Annotated in this window: 12 protein-coding genes; 10 read left to right on the forward strand and 2 right to left on the reverse strand. The window is 72.0% G+C overall.

The genetic code is table 11. The annotated features are described in order from the left end of the window. Positions 1 to 52 precede the first annotated feature (52 nt). Complete coding sequence (locus ACIA8N_RS09325) at positions 53 to 835, reverse strand: alpha/beta fold hydrolase (protein ID WP_365780403.1); 783 nt, start codon at positions 833 to 835, stop codon at positions 53 to 55. Between the two features lie 97 nt (positions 836 to 932). On the opposite strand from ACIA8N_RS09325, the gene ACIA8N_RS09330 reads away from it, so the two are divergent. The 9 genes from ACIA8N_RS09330 to gatB all read left to right on the forward strand — a co-directional run bounded on the left by ACIA8N_RS09330 (position 933) and on the right by gatB (position 11,541). Next, complete coding sequence (locus ACIA8N_RS09330) at positions 933 to 1,472, forward strand: TIGR00730 family Rossman fold protein (RefSeq protein ID WP_365780404.1); 540 nt, start codon at positions 933 to 935, stop codon at positions 1,470 to 1,472. Between the two features lie 7 nt (positions 1,473 to 1,479). Continuing rightward, complete coding sequence (locus ACIA8N_RS09335) at positions 1,480 to 2,178, forward strand: SDR family oxidoreductase (protein ID WP_030553711.1); 699 nt, start codon at positions 1,480 to 1,482, stop codon at positions 2,176 to 2,178. Positions 2,179 to 2,195: 17 nt separating this feature from the next. Next, positions 2,196 to 3,194 (forward strand): methionine synthase, encoded by a 999-nt coding sequence (locus tag ACIA8N_RS09340; protein WP_365780405.1) that lies wholly within the window; start codon positions 2,196 to 2,198, stop codon positions 3,192 to 3,194. 32 nt (positions 3,195 to 3,226) lie between these two features. Continuing rightward, on the forward strand, positions 3,227 to 5,416 hold the full coding sequence (gene ligA, locus ACIA8N_RS09345; RefSeq protein WP_365780406.1) for an NAD-dependent DNA ligase LigA: 2,190 nt from the start codon (positions 3,227 to 3,229) through the stop codon (positions 5,414 to 5,416). A gap of 263 nt (positions 5,417 to 5,679) precedes the next feature. Continuing rightward, positions 5,680 to 7,869 (forward strand): putative bifunctional diguanylate cyclase/phosphodiesterase, encoded by a 2,190-nt coding sequence (locus ACIA8N_RS09350; RefSeq protein WP_399416014.1) that lies wholly within the window; start codon positions 5,680 to 5,682, stop codon positions 7,867 to 7,869. Positions 7,870 to 7,975: 106 nt separating this feature from the next. Next, complete coding sequence (gene gatC / locus ACIA8N_RS09355; protein WP_015036350.1) at positions 7,976 to 8,272, forward strand: Asp-tRNA(Asn)/Glu-tRNA(Gln) amidotransferase subunit GatC; 297 nt, start codon at positions 7,976 to 7,978, stop codon at positions 8,270 to 8,272. Between the two features lie 5 nt (positions 8,273 to 8,277). Further along, positions 8,278 to 9,774: an Asp-tRNA(Asn)/Glu-tRNA(Gln) amidotransferase subunit GatA gene (gene gatA, locus ACIA8N_RS09360; RefSeq protein WP_365780408.1), complete on the forward strand. Its 1,497-nt coding sequence runs from the start codon at positions 8,278 to 8,280 to the stop codon at positions 9,772 to 9,774. Positions 9,775 to 9,779: 5 nt separating this feature from the next. Beyond that, on the forward strand, positions 9,780 to 10,013 hold the full coding sequence (locus tag ACIA8N_RS09365; RefSeq protein ID WP_365780545.1) for a hypothetical protein: 234 nt from the start codon (positions 9,780 to 9,782) through the stop codon (positions 10,011 to 10,013). A gap of 16 nt (positions 10,014 to 10,029) precedes the next feature. Continuing rightward, positions 10,030 to 11,541, forward strand: coding sequence for an Asp-tRNA(Asn)/Glu-tRNA(Gln) amidotransferase subunit GatB (gene gatB, locus ACIA8N_RS09370; protein ID WP_030216159.1), 1,512 nt, complete (start codon positions 10,030 to 10,032; stop codon positions 11,539 to 11,541). 78 nt (positions 11,542 to 11,619) lie between these two features. On the opposite strand, the gene ACIA8N_RS09375 is transcribed toward gatB, so the two are convergent. Continuing rightward, the gene (locus ACIA8N_RS09375) at positions 11,620 to 13,467 is read right to left on the reverse strand and encodes a protein kinase (protein ID WP_365780409.1); all 1,848 of its coding nucleotides are present in this window, start codon (positions 13,465 to 13,467) and stop codon (positions 11,620 to 11,622) included. 303 nt (positions 13,468 to 13,770) lie between these two features. Here ACIA8N_RS09375 and ACIA8N_RS09380 point away from each other — a divergent pair, with 303 nt between their 5' ends. Further along, a complete protein-coding gene (locus ACIA8N_RS09380) occupies positions 13,771 to 15,885 on the forward strand; it encodes a phosphocholine-specific phospholipase C (protein ID WP_365780410.1) in 2,115 nt (704 codons plus the stop codon). The last annotated feature ends 103 nt before the right edge of the window (positions 15,886 to 15,988 follow it).

Below are 15,988 nucleotides of genomic sequence, written 5' to 3' on the forward strand. Positions count from 1 at the left end.
CGATCCACGGCACCAGACCCCGCTCCCTGATCCGGCCTGATCGGCAAGACCCCTAGGCGGCCTCGCTCGTCTCCCGCTCCTCCACCAGGAACTCCTCCAGGACCGGGGCCAGGACGTGCGGGGCCACCTCGTGCGTCTGGCCCGTCAGGGTGCGGTGGCGGGCCCGGGGGAGGGCGGCCGTCAGGGCACGGGCCGCGCTACGGGAACCCGCCGGGCTCGCGCCCCCGTCGACCACCAGTACGCGCGCGTGGACCCGGGCGAGGTGCCGCGCCGACCCGTCGCCGAGGACGGCACGGTCGTACGCCAGGGTGTGCGCGAGTTCCACGACGCCCGGCCGCAGCTCCGCCGGCACGGCCGAGTCCGCGAGGAACAGGTCGAGCGCCGCCCCCCGCCGCCCCCGGTCGAGCAGCGCCACCGCTCCGTGGTGCCGCGCCGCGGCCTCCGCCGAGTAGGGCGGCTCGTACACCGACACGGGCCCGGCCGACAGACCGGCCGCCAGCGCGCCGAGCACCAGGGCGCCCCCCGTCCCCGTCCCGTGCAGGGCCACCCCGTCCCCGGCCTCCGCGACCACCGCCGCCAGGTCCTCGAACTCCCGCTCCACCGCGTACGGCCCGGTGTCACCGCTCCCGCCGCGGCCCCTCCGGTCGTACGCGAGCACCGAGAAGCGCCGGGCCAGCAGCAGGCCGAGCGGCCGCTCCGTCGCGGCCGTCCCCAGGGCGCCGCTCACCAGGACGAGCGGCGGCCCGTCCCCGTACCTCTCGTACGCGATCGGCGTCCCGTCCTGTGACGTGACCCGCCCCCTGAGCCTGCGCAGCGCGATGTCCACCTCGTTCATGCCATGGCAGACCCGGCCCGTCGCCGTAACTCATCGCCACGTACCGGTATTTCCGGAAGAATCTTGGAAGCCGCTGGTCAGGGCCTACGGTGGGGCGATGAACATCTGTGTCTTCCTCTCCGCGGCCGATCTCGACGAGCGCTACACGGCTCCCGCACGGGATTTCGCCCGCCTCCTCGGCAAGGCCGGCCACACCCTGGTCTGGGGCGGATCCGACACCGGTCTGATGAAGGTCGTCGCGGACGGCGTGGAGGAGGCCGGCGGCCGGCTCGTCGGCGTCTCCGTCGACTTCCTCGCCCACAAGGCCCGCCCGCAGGCGGACCAGATGGTCGTCGCAGGCGACCTGGCCGAGCGCAAGGCGCTGCTCCTCGCGAAGTCCGACGCCATCGTGATCATGGTCGGCGGCACCGGAACCCTCGACGAGGCGACCGAGATCCTGGAACTGAAGAAGCACGGCAAGCACGCGAAGCCGGTGGTCCTGCTGAACACGGCGGGCTTCTACGACGGACTGAAGACCCAGTTCCACCGCATGAACGAGGAGGGCTTCCTGCCGATCCCCCTCACCGACCTCGTCTTCTTCGCGGACGACGCCCCGACGGCACTCGCCCACCTGGAGGAGAACATCGCCTCCCGCTGATGCGAGCATGGCTCCCATGGCTACACATGTGATCACCGGAGCCGGTTCCGGCATCGGCGCGGCCGTCGCGCGCCGCCTCCACGCGCGCGGGGACGAACTCGTGCTCCACGCGCGCGACGCGGGGCGGGCCAAGGAGCTCGCCGCGGAGTTCCCCGGGGCCCGGACGCTCGTGGGGGATCTCGCGGACCCGGACCGGCTCTCCTGGGCGTTCTCGCACCAGACCATGCCCGAGCGGGTGGACAGCCTGCTGCACATCGCGGGCGTCGTCGACCTCGGGCCCATCGGCGACCTCACCCCGAAGACCTGGCACCACCAGCTCAACGTCAACCTCATCGCACCCGCGGAGCTGACCCGGCACCTCCTGCCCCAGCTCCGGGTCTCGCAGGGCCACGTGGTCTTCGTGAACTCCGGCGCCGGGCTCAACGCGCACGCCGAGTGGGGCGCCTACGCCGCTTCCAAGCACGGCCTCAAGGCCCTCGCGGACTCCCTGCGGCACGAGGAGCACGCCAACGGAGTGCGGGTCACCTCGGTCTACCCGGGCCGTACCGCGAGCCCGATGCAGGCGAAGGTGCACCAGCAGGAGGGCAAGGAGTACGACCCGTCGCGCTGGATCGACCCCGAGTCGGTCGCGACGGCGATCCTCACGGCGATCGACCTGCCGCGCGACGCCGAGATCAACGACCTCACCGTCCGTCCGGGGCGGTAGACATGAGCACATCGGACATGAGTGACACGAAGCTCTGGGGGCCCGCCACCGGGGTCGGCTCCCTGCCCGGCGGCGACGCCCGCGAGGCCGCGAGGGCGGCCACCGGCTCCTTCGAGGACTTCCCGTTCCTGGCCGAGCTGCCCGCCCGGGGCCCCGGCGCCGACATGATCGGCCGGACCCTCGGGATGCTCGTCGACCTGTACGCGCACGTGGAGCCGAGCGGCTGGCGGATCAGCGACCGGCCCGGCCGGGACACCAGGCGGGCCCGTTCCTGGCTCGGCGAGGACCTGGACGCCCTGGAGGAGTTCACCCAGGGGTACGAGGGTGCGCTCAAGGTCCAGGCCGTGGGCCCGTGGACGCTCGCCGCGGGGCTGGAGCTGCGCGGCGGCGAGTCGGCGCTCGGGGACGCGGGCGCCTGCCGCGACCTGGTCGGCTCGCTCGCCGAGGGACTCCACGGGCACCTCGCGGACCTGCGCAAGCGGATCCCCGGGGCCAAGGTCGTGCTCCAGCTCGACGAACCCTCGCTCACCGCCGTCCTGCGCGGCCACGTCCGCACCGCCAGCGGCTACCGCACCTACCGGGCCGTCGACCGGCAGGTCGTCGAGAGCGCGCTGCGGGACGTGATCGCCGTCCACGACGGACCGGTGACCGTCCACTCCTGCGCACCCGACGTCCCGTTCGCGCTGCTGCGTCGCGCCGGCGCCGCCGGGATCTCGTTCGACTTCGGACTGCTCACCGAGCGTGACGACGAGCAGATCGGCGAGGCCGTGGAGTCCGGTACGAAGCTCTTCGCCGGTGTGGTCCCGTCCACCGACACGGCATTGTCGGACCCGGGCGGTAGCGTCATGGGTGTCAGGACACTGTGGCGCAGGTTGGGGCTGAATCCGGGGACTCTCGCGGAGTCCGTGGTCGTCACCCCCACGTGCGGGCTCGCGGGCGCTTCGCCCGCCTACGCCCGCGCGGCGCTCGCCCACTGCGCCCGGGCGGCGAGATCGCTCGCGGACAACCCAGAGTGACCGGGTTTCGAGGCACGGGAGGACGGACGAAGGTGGCAGTCGAACAGGGGGCCCTGCCCGCCGAGGCACGGGAGAAGCACGCCGATCTGGCCGAGCAGGTCGAGGAGCACCGCTTCCGGTACTACGTGAAGGACCAGCCGGTCATCAGCGACGGCGAGTTCGACAAGCTCCTGCGCGCCCTGGAGGCGCTGGAGGAGGAGTACCCGGAGCTGCGTACGCCGGACTCGCCGACCCAGAAGGTGGCGGGGCAGTACGAGGCGGTGTCTTCGGTGTTCTCCGCCGTCGAGCACCGGGAGCGCATGCTCTCCCTGGACAACGCCTTCGACGACGAGGAGTTGGCGGCCTGGTCCGAGCGGGTCGCCCGGGACGTCGGCACCCCCGACTTCCACTACCTGTGCGAGCTGAAGGTCGACGGCCTCGCGGTCAACCTCACGTACGAGCGCGGGCGGCTGACCCGGGCCGCCACCCGCGGCGACGGCCGCGCCGGCGAGGACATCACGCCCAACGTCCGGACGATCGCCGACATCCCGGACCGGCTCCACGGGGACCGCGTCCCCGGCCTGGTGGAGATCCGCGGCGAGGTCTACTTCCCGATGGAGGCCTTCGAGGGGCTCAACGCCCGCCTGGTGGAGGCCGGCGACAAGCCCTTCGCCAACCCGCGGAACGCGGCGGCGGGTTCGCTCCGCCAGAAGGACCCCAAGGTCACCGCCTCCCGCCCGCTCCACATGGTCGTGCACGGCATCGGCGCCCGCGAGGGCTTCGAGATCTCCCGGCTCTCGGAGACGTACGACCTGCTCCGCGAGTGGGGCCTGCCCACCGCCCGGCACAACAAGGTGGTCGGTTCGCTCGACGAGGTGCGGGAGTTCATCGCGTACTTCGGGGAGAACCGCCACTCGGTGGAGCACGAGATCGACGGGGTCGTCGTCAAGCTCGACGAGATCCCGCTCCAGGGCCGGCTGGGCTCCACCGCGCGCGCCCCGCGCTGGGCGATCGCCTGGAAGTACGCGCCGGAAGAGGTCAACACCAAGCTGATCGACATCAAGGTCGGCGTCGGCAGGACCGGGCGCGTCACCCCGTACGCGCAGGTGGAGCCGGTGACGGTGGCCGGGTCCGAGGTCGAGTTCGCCACCCTCCACAACCAGGAGGTGGTGAAGGCCAAGGGCGTGCTGATCGGCGACACGGTCGTGCTGCGCAAGGCCGGTGACGTCATCCCGGAGATCCTCGGGCCGGTCGCCGACCTGCGGGACGGCAGCGAGCGGGAGTTCGTCATGCCGGCGGAGTGCCCCGAGTGCGGCACCCCGCTGAAGCCGATGAAGGAGGGCGACATCGACCTCCGCTGCCCGAACGCCCGCACCTGCCCGGCCCAGCTGCGCGAGCGCGTCGAATTCCTCGCCGGTCGCCAGTGCCTGGACATCGAGAACTTCGGCGCGGTGGCCGCCGCCGCCCTGACCCAGCCCCTGGAGCCCGCCGAGCCGCCGCTCACCGACGAGGGCGACCTCTTCGACCTCACCATCGAGAAGCTGCTGCCGATCAGGGCGTACGTCCTCGACCCGGACAGCGGGCTGCCGCGCCGGGACCCGAAGACCGGCGAGGAGAAGATCGTCGCGGTCTTCGCCAACCAGAAGGGCGAGCCGAAGAAGAACGCGCTCGCGATGCTGGAGAACATCGCGGCGGCGAAGACCCGGCCGCTGGCCCGGTTCATCAACGGGCTCTCGATCCGGCACGTGGGGCCGGTCGCGGCCGAGGCGCTGGCCCGCGAGTTCCGCTCCCTGGAGCGGATCGAGCAGGCGAGCGAGGAGGAGCTGGCGGCCGTCGACGGGGTCGGCGGGATCATCGCGACCGCGGTGAAGCAGTGGTTCGCCGAGGAGTGGCACCGGGAGATCGTGCGCAAGTGGCGCGCGGCCGGGGTCAGCCTGGAGGACGAGGGCGCAGGCGAGGACGAGGGTCCGCGTCCGCTGGAAGGGCTCACGGTCGTGGTGACCGGCACGCTGGAGAACTTCACCAGAGATGGCGCAAAAGAGTCCCTCCAGAGACTCGGAGCGAAGGTGACCGGTTCCGTTTCGAAGAAGACCGCCTTCGTGGTGGTCGGTGAAAACCCTGGTTCGAAGTACGACAAGGCGATGCAGCTGAAGGTTCCGGTTCTGGACGAGGACGGCTTCGCGGTCCTGCTCGAACAAGGGCCCGAGGCCGCCAGGGAAGCCGCCGTCCCGGTCACCGGCTAGGGACCTGGGACCTCTCGCGAAGCTCACCCGTTCGGCGCATACCAGATCGTTACGGGTGGGCGGGCCGCATTCGGGCAAGACAGGGAGAGCGCTGCCCGTCGAAGCCCTCGGCGGCCTAGTGTGGTGACCGTGCGTCTCGTCCTGCACGGCCGCGCGAGGGCTCTGCCGGTCGTGGCGTCAGGACGACGGCCCCGTGGCACGAGGAACGACCGGCTGAGCCCTCGGCCGGCCGGCCGGCGTGCGGCGGACGGCCGGACGGCCGCGTGACCGCGGCCCATCGCACACCGACGGCACCGCCGCCTGTGAGAGGGACGGGAATGGAACCGACCGAGAGCGCCGCCCCGGTCGCACGGCCGTACGGCCGTGTGGTCTCCCTGGGCTTCACCTCCCGGCTGCCCGCAGCCGTGGTGGGCATCGCCGCCGTCGTGCTCGTCGCGGGGCTCCAGCGGGCCCTGAGCACGGGCCACGGACTCTTCCCCAGTGGGGTCGTCGGCTGGTCCCTCGCCGTCCTCACCGGCCTGATCGTCGGCCATCTGGTGGCCCTCGGCCGGGACCGCTGGTGGGGCGGCACGGGCTCCGGCGCCGCGCTCACCCTCGCCGTCCTGCTGCTGTACGGCTGGGTCCCCGCCGGACTCGTCTCGCTGACCGTCGTCGCCCTCGTCGGCGCCGCCCGCCGGCACCGCTGGCGCCAGGGCCTGCTGCACGGCGCCGCCGACGTCATCGGAGTCGCGGCCGCCGCCCTCGTCCTCGCCCTCTTCGGAGACGTACCCAGCGTCGAACAGCCCTGGCAGCCCCTCGACTGGACGATCGGGGACCTCCCGGAAGTCGTGCTCGCCGCGGCCACCTACCTCGTGGTGACCCGACTCCTCCTGTGGTACACGCTCGCGCCCCAGGGCCGCGGACTGCCCACGGTCGCCCGCACCGCCCTCCTCCGCCAGGGCCTCGTCGCCGTCGCCCTCCTCGGCATCACCCCGCTGATCTGCGTCGTCGCCGTCAGCAGACCGGTCCTGCTGCCGCTCTTCGCCGTCCCCCTCATCGCCCTCGACTCCACCCTGTGGATCGCCCGCGCCCGCGCGGAGGAACAGCTTCGGGACCCGCTGACCGGGCTGCCCAACCGGCAGTGGCTCCTGGAGCGCGCCTGGACCGCCCTGGAGGAGGCCGAGGGCCAGGGAGCCCGCGCAGCCCTCGTCCTGATCGACCTCGATCGCTTCCGATCGGTCAACGACACGCTCGGACACCTCGCGGGCGACCGACTGCTCCTTCAGATCGCCGACCGGCTCCGCCTCGCCCTGCCCCGCGGCGCAGAGGCCGCCCGGCTCGGCGGCGACGAGTTCGCCGTCCTGCTGCCCACCGCCGACTCCACCACCAGCGCCCAGCGCGTCGCCCGCCACCTCGTCGCCGAGCTCTCCTCGCCGCTCGACCTCGACGGGCTCACCCTCGTCCTGGAGGCCAGCGCGGGCGTCGCCGTCTTCCCCGACCACGCCCTCGACGCCGAGGGCCTGCTGCGCCGCGCCGACGTCGCCATGTACCAGGCCAAGCGGGACCGCACCGGCGTCGAGGTCTACGAGTCCAAGCGCGACTCCAACACGCCGGACCGGCTCGGCCTCCTCGGCGACCTGCGCCGCGCCCTCGACGCGGGCGAGGTCGAACTGCACTACCAGCCCAAGGTCCGCTTCGACGGCCAGGTCGCGGGCCTCGAAGCCCTCGTCCGCTGGGTGCACCCCGAGCGCGGAAAGGTCCCGCCCGACGAGTTCATCGCCATCGCCGAGTCCTCGGGACTGATGCCCCACCTCACCGAGTACGTCCTGGAGACCGCCCTCGCCCAGGTCGCCCGCTGGCGCGCCCAGGGGCTCAACGTCCCGGTCGCCGTCAACGTCTCGCCGCGCGACGTGCACACCCCCGGGTTCGCGGGCGCCGTCGCAGCCCGGCTGGCCCGCCACGGCGTCCCGGCCGGCGCGCTCCAGCTGGAGATAACGGAGCACGTGCTCCTGGAGGACCCCCAGCGGGCCGCCGACACGCTCAACGGCCTCACCGGCCACGGCGTCAAGATGTCCCTCGACGACTTCGGCACCGGATACTCCTCGCTCGTCCATCTGCGCAGGCTCCCCGTCAGCGAACTGAAGATCGACCGCTCCTTCGTCGCCCGGCTCGCCGTCGACACCGAGGACGCCGAGATCGTCCGCTGCACCGTCGACCTCGCCCACTCCCTCGGCCTCCTCGTCGTCGCCGAGGGCGTGGAGGACGACGAGACCTGGGAACGCCTGCGTGACCTGGGCTGCGACGCCGTCCAGGGCTGGCTGGTCGCCGCCGCGATGCCGCCCGTCGAGGCGACCGCCTGGCTCCTGGCCCGCAGCGAGCACGGCTGGCGCCGCCCCGCCGACATCGCCCTCCAGGCCGAGCTCGACCAGGCCGCGGGCCGGCTCGACCACCCCTCGGGCCAGGTCGTCCCGTAGGACGGCCCCGCCCGGCACGGAGACGCCGGGCAAACCGTTTCACGGGCAGCGGCACCGGCCCCATAGGATGGGGCCACACCATCAAGCTCACCCCGTGAGGATCCGCATGCCTGGCATCACGCGCGAGGAGGTCGCCCACCTCGCACGGCTGGCGCGTCTGGAGCTGAAGGGCGAAGAACTCGATCACTTCGCCGGCCAGCTCGACGACATCATCGGCGCGGTCGCCCGCGTCTCCGAGGTCGCCGACCAAGACGTACCGCCGACCTCCCACCCGCTGCCGCTGACCAATGTCATGCGCGCGGACGAGGTCCGTCCGTCGCTCACCCCCGAGCAGGCGCTCTCCGGCGCCCCGGCCCAGGAGCAGCAGCGTTTCAAGGTGCCGCAGATCCTGGGGGAGGACTAACAGTCATGACGGACAACATCATCAAGCTCACCGCGGCCGAGATCGCCCGCAGGATCGCCGCCGGCGACCTGACGGCCGTCGAGGTCACCGAGGCGCACCTCGCCCGCATCGAGGCCGTCGACGAGAAGGTCCACGCCTTCCTGCACGTCGACCGTGAGGGCGCCCTCGCCCAGGCCCGCGCCGTGGACGAGAAGCGCGCCCGCGGCGAGAAGCTCGGCCCGCTCGCCGGTGTGCCCCTCGCGCTCAAGGACATCTTCACCACCGTCGGCATGCCGACGACCGTGGGCTCGAAGATCCTTGAGGGCTGGATCCCGCCGTACGACGCGACCCTGGTCAAGAACCTCAAGGCCGCCGACGTCGTCATCCTCGGCAAGACCAACATGGACGAGTTCGCGATGGGCTCCTCCACGGAGAACAGCGCGTACGGCCCCACCGGAAACCCCTGGGACCTGACCCGGATCCCCGGCGGCTCCGGCGGCGGCTCCTCCGCCGCGCTCGCCGCGTACGAGGCCCCCCTCGCCATCGGCACGGACACCGGCGGCTCCATCCGCCAGCCCGCCGCCGTCACCGGCACCGTCGGCGTCAAGCCGACCTACGGCGGCGTCTCCCGCTACGGCATGGTGGCCTTCTCGTCCTCCCTCGACCAGGGCGGCCCCTGCGCCCGTACGGTCCTGGACGCGGCCCTCCTCCACGAGGCCATCGCCGGGCACGACCCGCTCGACTCGACCTCCATCGACGCCCCGGTCCCGCCGGTCGTCGAGGCGGCCCTGAGCGGCTCCGTCGGCGGCATGCGCGTCGGCGTCGTCAAGCAGTTCCGCGGCGAGGGCTACCAGGCCGGCGTCGTGCAGCGCTTCGACGAGTCCGTCGAACTGCTCAAGGAGCTGGGCGCCGAGATCGTCGAGCTGGACTGCCCGACCTTCGACCTCGCCCTTTCGGCGTACTACCTGATCGCGCCGTCCGAGTGCTCCTCGAACCTGGCCCGCTTCGACGCCATGCGCTACGGCCTGCGGGTCGGCGACGACGGCACCCGTTCGGCCGAGGACGTCACCGCCCTCACCCGTGAGGCCGGCTTCGGCGACGAGGTCAAGCGCCGCATCATCCTCGGCACGTACGCGCTCAGCTCCGGCTACTACGACGCGTACTACGGCTCGGCCCAGAAGGTCCGCACCCTCATCACCCGCGAGTTCGAGCAGGCCTTCGAACAGGTGGACGTGATCGTCTCCCCGACGACGCCCACCACCGCCTTCCCGATCGGCGAGCGCGCCGACGACCCGATGGCGATGTACCTCGCGGACCTGTGCACCATCCCGACCAACCTGGCCGGCAACGCCGCCATGTCGCTGCCCTGCGGCCTGGCGCCCGAGGACGGTCTGCCGGTCGGCCTGCAGATCATCGCTCCCGCCATGAAGGACGACCGGCTGTACAAGGTCGGCGCCGCCGTCGAGGCCGCGTTCGTGGAAAAGTGGGGGCATCCGCTGCTTGAGGAGGCTCCGTCGCTGTGAGTGCCATGGCAAAGAAGGCCAAGAACTTCAAGAAGTCGAAGACCGGCGTCTACGTCTCGCTGGCCACCACCGCGTTCGGCGCGGTCAGCGTCGCCAAGCAGGCCAAGATGGCCCGCAACGACGACGACATGCTGCGGCTCGTCGACGCCGCGGTGTCCGCCGCCGCCATCGTTACCGGCCTGGCGATCCTCTACCGGGAGCTGAAGCGCCTGGGCGACGACGACGTCCTGCTGGGCTGAGAGGGAAAGTCTCACCGTGACTGTCACTGAACTGCTGTCGTACGAAGCGGCGCTTGCCGAGTACGACCCCGTCATGGGCCTGGAGGTCCATGTCGAGCTCGGCACCCGGACGAAGATGTTCTGCGGCTGCTCGACCGAGCTGGGCGCGGAGCCGAACTCGCAGACCTGCCCGACGTGCCTCGGCATGCCCGGCTCGCTGCCGGTCGTCAACGCGATCGGCGTCGAGTCCGCCATCAAGATCGGCCTCGCGCTGCACTGCGAGATCGCCGAGTGGTGCCGCTTCGCCCGGAAGAACTACTTCTATCCGGACATGCCGAAGAACTTCCAGACCTCCCAGTACGACGAGCCGATCGCCTTCAACGGCTACCTGGACGTCCAGCTGGAGGACGGCGAGATCTTCCGCGTGGAGATCGAGCGCGCCCACATGGAGGAGGACACCGGCAAGTCGCTGCACGTCGGCGGCGCCACCGGTCGCATCCACGGCGCCTCGCACTCGCTGCTCGACTACAACCGGGCCGGCATCCCGCTCATCGAGATCGTCACCAAGCCGATCGAGGGCGCGGGCGAGCGGGCCCCCGAGGTCGCCAAGGCGTACGTCGCCGAGCTGCGCGAGCTGATCCGCGCCCTCGGTGTGTCCGACGCGCGCATGGACAAGGGCCAGATGCGCTGCGACGTGAACCTGTCGCTGCGCCCCCACGGCACCAAGACCTTCGGTACCCGCTCGGAGACGAAGAACGTCAACTCGCTCCGTTCGGTGGAGCGTGCGGCGCGCTTCGAGATCCAGCGCCACGCGGCCGTGCTCACCTCCGGTGGCACGATCGTGCAGGAGACCCGTCACTTCCACGAGGACGACGGCTCCACCACCTCCGGCCGCATCAAGGACAACGCCGAGGACTACCGGTACTTCCCGGAGCCCGACCTCGTCCCGGTGGCCCCGGCCCGCGAGTGGGTCGAGGAGCTCCGCAAGGGCCTCCCCGAGCTGCCGCGCGTGCGCCGCAACCGGCTGCGCGAGGAGTGGGGCGTGTCCGAGCTGGACATGCAGTCCATCCTCAACGCGGGCGCGGTCGACGCGATCGTCGCCACGATCGAGGCGGGCGCCGACGCGGCATCGGCCCGCAAGTGGTGGATGGGCGAGCTGGCCCGTAACGCCAACGAGCAGGGCGTCTCCCTGGAGGAGCTGGCGATCACGCCGGCGGACGTGGCCCGGGTCTCGGCCCTGGTCGCCTCCGGCGACCTCAACGACAAGCTGGCCCGCCAGGTCATCGAGGGCGTTCTCGCCGGCGAGGGCACCCCTGACGCGGTCGTCGAGAAGCGCGGTCTGAAGGTCGTCTCCGACGACGGCGCGCTCGGCACGGCGGTCGACGAGGCCATCGCGGGCAACGCGGCCATCGCGGACAAGATCCGCGGCGGCAAGGTCGCGGCGGTCGGCGCCCTGGTCGGCGCGGTCATGAAGGCCACCAGGGGCCAGGCGGACGCGGCGAAGGTCAAGGACCTGATCCTGGAGAAGCTCGGCGTCAGCGAGGGCTGAGCTGCTTCTCGTACAGCTCAAGGGGACGGCCCCGCACCGGAGTTCCGGTGCGGGGTCGTTTCGCGTACGCGGGTGGGGTCAGCGCCTGAGGAGCGGGGCGGCGATCACACCGCTGCCCTCGTCGGTGCAGGTCTCCTCCACCTTGAGGCGCAGCCGCAGCGCGCCCTCGATCTTCAGTGACTTCGTGATCGGCTTGCCCAGGTCCACGGTCTCGTTGAAGAGGGCGGGCTGGTCGTCCACGGAGACGATGATCCGGGCGGTCTCGATGTTCGAGCCGTCGTCGATGCCGGCGGTGAAGTCGAACCAGGACCATTCGCGGTTGAGGTCGTACTCGACGTAGGCGCCGTTGTAGCAGTCGCCGATGAGGGCGGCCCCGTACTCCTTGGTGTCGATCTTCGCGGTGCCGACGGAGAAGCTGTCGGGGTCGCTGACGGAGGCGAGGGTGGTCAGATCGGCGGTGGGCGCGTCCGGTACGGTCCCGGGGTCGTCGGTGGGGCTCGCCGACTCGTCAGGTGTGGTGGCCGGGTCGGTCGGCTCCTCGGCCGTCGGCTGGTCGGTCGGTTCCGTCGGGGCGTCGCTGGGGGGCTCCTCCGTCACCTGTGCCGCAGTGGTGCTCGTGGCGGGCGGACCGGCTTCGCTCCCCTTCCCTTCCTTGTCCTTGTCGCCGAGGAGCTGGACGCCGATCACGGCGAGGACGGCGATGAGGACGACGCCGGCCACGGCGCCGATGAGCGGGCCCTTGCGCCGCCGCCCCGGCGGGGGGCCCGCGGTGGTCGGGGCGGGATCCGGCGCCGGGGGGCCGAAGCCACCGGGCGGCGCGGGGACGGGTGTGGCGACGGTGGGAGGGGCGGTCACCGGCTGGGACTCGGCGGCCGGCCGGGGGGTCACCACCGGTGCGGCCACGACCGGCACGGCCGCCGGTGGGGGCGGCGTCGCGGGCTGCGGCGGTGTCCCGGCAGGCGACGGCGGGAGCGGCGGCGGGACCGACGGCGCCGGCGGGACCGCGTCCGCGACCGTCACCGGGCGCGAGGTCGTCGTGGAGACCACCCCGTGCCGTACGTCCTTCACCCACCCGGACAGCGACAGCGGACGCCGGTCCGCGTCGGCCGCGGCGATGCTCAGGACCCGTTCCCGCTGGTCCTCCGGGAGCCCCGCGATCTGCGGCAGCGCGCGGAACGCGGAGACCAGCTGCTCGGGCGCGGCCGGCGGGGACTGCCCGCTGAGCAGGAAGTAGGCGATGGCGCCGAAGGCGTAGCGGTCGGTGCCCGGGGTGCGCTTGCCCTCGAAGATCTCGGGGGCCGCGTAGCCGGGGGTGAACCACACCTCGGCGGTCTGGTGGTCGGCGGTGAGCTTGCTCAGGCCGAAGTCGACGAGGGTCGCCTGTCCGTGCTCGTCGACCATCACGTTGCCGGGGGAGAGGTCGCCGTGGACGACGGTCCGCCCGGACGGGGTGGCCTTGCCGGAGTGCAGCCAGTCCAGGACGTCGGCGAGCTGTTCCAGGGTTCGCATCACCTCGCGCCGCTCACCGGGTGTGGCGAGGGTGCGTTCGGCCCGCCAGTCGCGCAGGTCGAGGCCGTCGACGTGGTTCATGACGAGCACCAGGGCGCGGCCGGTGATGGTCCCGGACTCGCCGGGCCGGTGGATCGGCGGCCCCTGGAAGTGCTCCCGTACGCCGACGACTCCGGGCCGGTGGACGAAGCGCAGCAGCTCGGCCTGCTCGTTCCACTTCTGGCTGATGCGCTCGAACACCTCGGGCGTGATCGTGGTCTTCGAGTCGAGGACCTTGACGACGACGGGCTCCGTGCCGCCGGCCAGTTCGATCTCCGCGAGGTAGAGCACGGCCTCGCCGCCCCGGCCGATGGACCGGAGGAGCCGGTACCGGTCGGGTGTGGAGTCGGGGCCGATGTGATGTGCCGTGTTGCTCAAATTTCCCCCTGGGCACAGCGATTGACTGGTCATCAGCTTGCCGCTCGGTCGGGTTCGGGGTCAACGAGGGTGGGGTTGCGGGCCGGTAAAGGACATGCGTGCGGGGCGTCCGGGGGTGCGCGTGCGGTCCGCGGGGGCGCCCGGCTGTGGCCGGAAATCGCTTGGACTCCCGTCGCGTTCCCTTGGACGTTCACCACCGCGCCCCCGTCGGGTCTTCTCGTCGTCATCCCGTCTCACTACCGTCCCCGGCGTACCACCCAATGGCTCGAAGGCGAACCATTGGCCGTCGACTGGAGGTCGGTCTTGCCCCCCGAGAGGTCCCCCGAGAAGTCCCCCGAGCTGTCCCGCAGAAGGCTCCTCGCGCTGGGTGGAGGCGCCTTCGGTGTCGCTGCCGCCGGGTCGCTGCTGCCGCCGTCGCTGCAGGCCGCGATGGCCGCGGAGCCCCCGGCCGGGGGGATGTCGGCGGTCCGGCACGTGGTGATCCTGATGCAGGAGAACCGTTCCTTCGACCACTACTTCGGCACCCTCCGCGGTGTCCGCGGATTCGGCGACCGCAACGCCGTCGAGCTGCCCTCCGGCACCTCCGTGTTCGAGCAGCCCGCCGCCCTCGGCCGGACCGTGCTGCCCTTCCCGATCCGCGGCGCCGCCGAGACCCAGAAGAAGGACCTCCAGTACATCGGGGACCTCGACCACTCCTGGAGCGGCGGCGGCAAGGCCTGGCGCGGCGGCTGGATGGACGGCTGGGTCTCGGCCAAGACCGCCGCCACCATGGCGTACTACGACCGGCAGGACATCCCCCTGCACTACGAGCTGGCCGACACCTTCACCGTCTGCGACGCCTACCACTCGTCCGTCCACACCTCGACGAGCCCCAACCGCAACCACCTCTGGTCCGGCTGGACCGGCTTCGAGGCCGACGGCAACCGGGCGGTCACCAACGCCGCGTACGCCGAGGGCACCCACCCCGGCTACGGCTGGCCCACCTACGCCGAGCGTCTCGAAGCCGCCGGGCGCAGCTGGAAGACGTACACCGAGTGGGAGAACTTCACCGACAACAACATCGAGTTCTTCACCAGCTTCAAGAAGATCGCCCGCAAGGCCCTCGCCGGGACCGGCGGGCACACCTTCATGGAGTCCTTCTACGCCGCCGTCCGCGACACCGGCGACGCCACCGAGCGCGCCCGCCTGCTCGGCCTCCTGGAGGAGGGCGTCGCCACCCTCACCGAGGCCGAGCGCTCCCTCTTCGAGCGCGGACTGCGCCGGGTCGAGAGCGGCACCCTCGCCGACGCCTTCCGCGCCGACGTCGCCGCCGGCACCCTCCCCGAGGTCTCCTACCTCGTGCCCTCGGCGATCGACTCCGAGCACCCCGGCTCCTCCTCGCCGATCGCCTCCGCCACCCTCGTCTACAAGGTGCTCGACGCCCTCGGCGCGCACCCTGACGTGTGGCGCCACACCGTCGTCCTGATCAACTACGACGAGAACGACGGCTTCTTCGACCACGTGCCGCCGCCGGTCCCGCCCACCGACGACACGGACGAGCGCTGGAAGGGCCAGCCCACCGGCCTCGGCATCCGCGTCCCGCTGCTCGTCGTCTCGCCCTGGTCGGTCGGCGGCTACGTCTGCTCCGAGACGTTCGACCACACCTCGGTGATCCGCTTCCTGGAGAAGCTCACCGGCATCGAGGAGCCCAACATCACCCCCTGGCGCCGGGCCGTCACGGGCGACCTCACCTCCGCCTTCGACTTCAGGCGGGGCCGCCGGCAGCCGCCCGTCGAGCAGCCGGGCCCGATCCCGCCCTTCACCGGCCGCTGGCGGCCCCAGCCCCCGGCCGTGCAGCGGATGCCCGTCCAGGAGCCCGGTGTCCGCCCCGCCCGCCCGCTGCCGTACCAGCCGGACGCCGCCGCGACCACCGGCACCGGCGCCGTGAAGGTCGCGCTCAGCAACAGGGGCAGGGCGAGCGCGCACTTCGCCCTCTACCCGTACGCGGGCGAGTTCGCCTTCCCCCAGCACCAGGACGTCAGGGGTACGGGGGAGTGGACCGTCCCCGTCCCGGGTGATCATTACCGCTTCACGATCACCGGCCCCAACGGTTTCCGCCGCGAGTTCGAGGGCCCCGCGACGGGCGGCGCCGAGCTGGGCTCCCGTATCGACCACCACGACCGCGACCTGCACCTCACCGTACGGAACACCGGATCGGCCGCCGTCTCCTTCACGGTCAGGCCGCTCGGGTACGTAGACCTCGACGACCTCGGCGACTGGACCCGCACCGTCACCGTGAAGCCCGGGAAGACCCGTACCGTCGTCCACTCGGCCGCCGACGCGCACGGCTGGTACGACGTCGAGGTGACCGCGCCCGGGGGCTTCCGCCGCCGGCTCATGGGGCACATCGAGAACGGTCGCGCCAGCGTCTCCGGCTGAGCGTCCGCGGTGAGCGTCCGTGCCCGGGGTTCAGGACCTTTGTTCCGATCCCCGGGCATGCCTGTGAGTATCGACACGAAACGGGCAAACGATCACGTTTGGC

The sequence above is a fragment of the Streptomyces sp. NPDC051822 genome (assembly GCF_044452745.1).
In the GTDB taxonomy this organism is placed as follows: domain Bacteria; phylum Actinomycetota; class Actinomycetes; order Streptomycetales; family Streptomycetaceae; genus Streptomyces.

Excerpts from the sequence above, each read along its gene's own strand:
- ACIA8N_RS09325 (WP_365780403.1), bottom strand. The coding sequence starts at position 835 with ATGAACGAGGTGGACATCGCGCTGCGCAGGCTCAGGGGGCGGGTCACG.
- ACIA8N_RS09330 (WP_365780404.1), top strand. The coding sequence starts at position 933 with ATGAACATCTGTGTCTTCCTCTCCGCGGCCGATCTCGACGAGCGCTAC.
- ACIA8N_RS09335 (WP_030553711.1), top strand. The coding sequence starts at position 1,480 with ATGGCTCCCATGGCTACACATGTGATCACCGGAGCCGGTTCCGGCATC.
- ACIA8N_RS09340 (WP_365780405.1), top strand. The coding sequence starts at position 2,196 with ATGAGTGACACGAAGCTCTGGGGGCCCGCCACCGGGGTCGGCTCCCTG.
- gatC (WP_015036350.1), top strand. The coding sequence starts at position 7,976 with ATGCCTGGCATCACGCGCGAGGAGGTCGCCCACCTCGCACGGCTGGCG.
- gatA (WP_365780408.1), top strand. The coding sequence starts at position 8,278 with ATGACGGACAACATCATCAAGCTCACCGCGGCCGAGATCGCCCGCAGG.
- ACIA8N_RS09365 (WP_365780545.1), top strand. The coding sequence starts at position 9,780 with ATGGCAAAGAAGGCCAAGAACTTCAAGAAGTCGAAGACCGGCGTCTAC.